This window comes from Rahnella perminowiae (genome assembly GCF_019049755.1).
GTDB lineage: Bacteria > Pseudomonadota > Gammaproteobacteria > Enterobacterales > Enterobacteriaceae > Rahnella > Rahnella perminowiae.
The window spans coordinates 1-1221 of the sequence record NZ_JAFMOS010000158.1 but is presented as its reverse complement, the minus strand read 5'-3'; the positions used below and the strand labels follow the sequence as shown (position 1 = coordinate 1221).

The 1221-nt window shown below is 41.6% G+C and carries 1 protein-coding gene and 1 pseudogene; both read left to right on the top strand.

Annotation, left to right across the window (positions count from 1 at the left end; all coding sequences use genetic code 11):
• A pseudogene (locus J1785_RS00875) lies at positions 1-204 on the top strand (hypothetical protein); the annotation flags it as partial.
• A gap of 43 nt (positions 205-247) precedes the next feature.
• On the top strand, positions 248-1129 hold the full coding sequence (locus J1785_RS00870) for a polysaccharide deacetylase family protein (protein WP_217138377.1): 882 nt from the start codon (positions 248-250) through the stop codon (positions 1127-1129).
• The last annotated feature ends 92 nt before the right edge of the window (positions 1130-1221 follow it).

The following is a 1221-nucleotide window of genomic DNA, read 5'->3' as shown; positions in this document are numbered from 1 at the left end:
TCAATAGCCTTCGATAAAAACGAGGATATTCTATTTATTGATGACAATATCCAAAATGTTATTGATGCATTAGATCATGGCATTCAATCATTTTGGGCTAATTGGGGATACAACATCCCTGAGCATAAATTAATGGCACTTCAAAAAGGAATTAATGAATTAGATACCGAGGATCTCTTGAAATTAGTCAAGAAACCCTCTTAACGCAATATTATTTCAATTTTTTCTGTATGAGGAGTAATAACTCATGGCGAAAGAAATACTATGTGGTTTTGGAGTGGGTGTAGATGCCGTTGCAGGCTGGCTATCTTCTTATGGGGGAGAAGATTCTCCAAGCGATATATCTCGCGGTATGTTCGCTGGCGAAGTAGGTACTCCACGTCTTCTGAATCTATTTGACCAGTTTAATATCCCCACCACCTGGTTTATGCCTGGTCATTCCATCGAAACCTTTCCTCGGCAAATGGAAGCAGTTGTCAATGCTGGACATGAGGTAGGGGTTCATAATTACAGTCATGAAAACCCAATATCTATGTCGCCTGACCAAGAAAGAGAAGTCCTTCTAAAAGGCATTGACATGGTCACAAAATTAACAGGGAAGAGACCTACTGGGTATGTCGCTCCATGGTGGGAATTTTCTCCTGTAACCACAGATCTTCTATTAGAAAATGGCATCAAATATGACCATTCACTAATGCATCATGATCATCAGCCTTATTATGTCAGGAAAGGTGATTCCTGGACCAAGATAGATTATTCCAAGACACCGACCGAATGGATGAAACCGCTGGTACGCGGAGAAGAGACGGACCTTATTGAATTACCCGCCAGTTGGACAATCGACGATATTCCTCCTTTCATGTTCATGAAAACAAAACCCAACAGCCAAGGTTTCATGAATCCCAGGGACATCGAACAGTTGTGGAGAGATCAATTCGATTGGGTCTACCGTGAGCATGAATATGCGATCTTTACTTTTACGATTCACCCGGACGTATCTGGACGCCCGCACGTATTAATGATGCTCGAACGCCTCTTAACTCATATGCTTGGTCATCCAGGGGTGAAATTCCTAAAATTGAATGACATTGCAGATGACTTTGCCAAGCGTTCTCCACGGAAAAAATAATGACACGGCAGCCGATAAGGCTGCCTGTTTTATGTATCTCAAACCATAAATCCGCTATTTTTTGATAGTTCGAGAATTCTGTCTCTGATTCC

Coding starts and splice junctions, on each gene's coding strand:
- J1785_RS00870 (WP_217138377.1), top strand. CDS start 248: ATGGCGAAAGAAATACTATGTGGTTTTGGAGTGGGTGTAGATGCCGTT.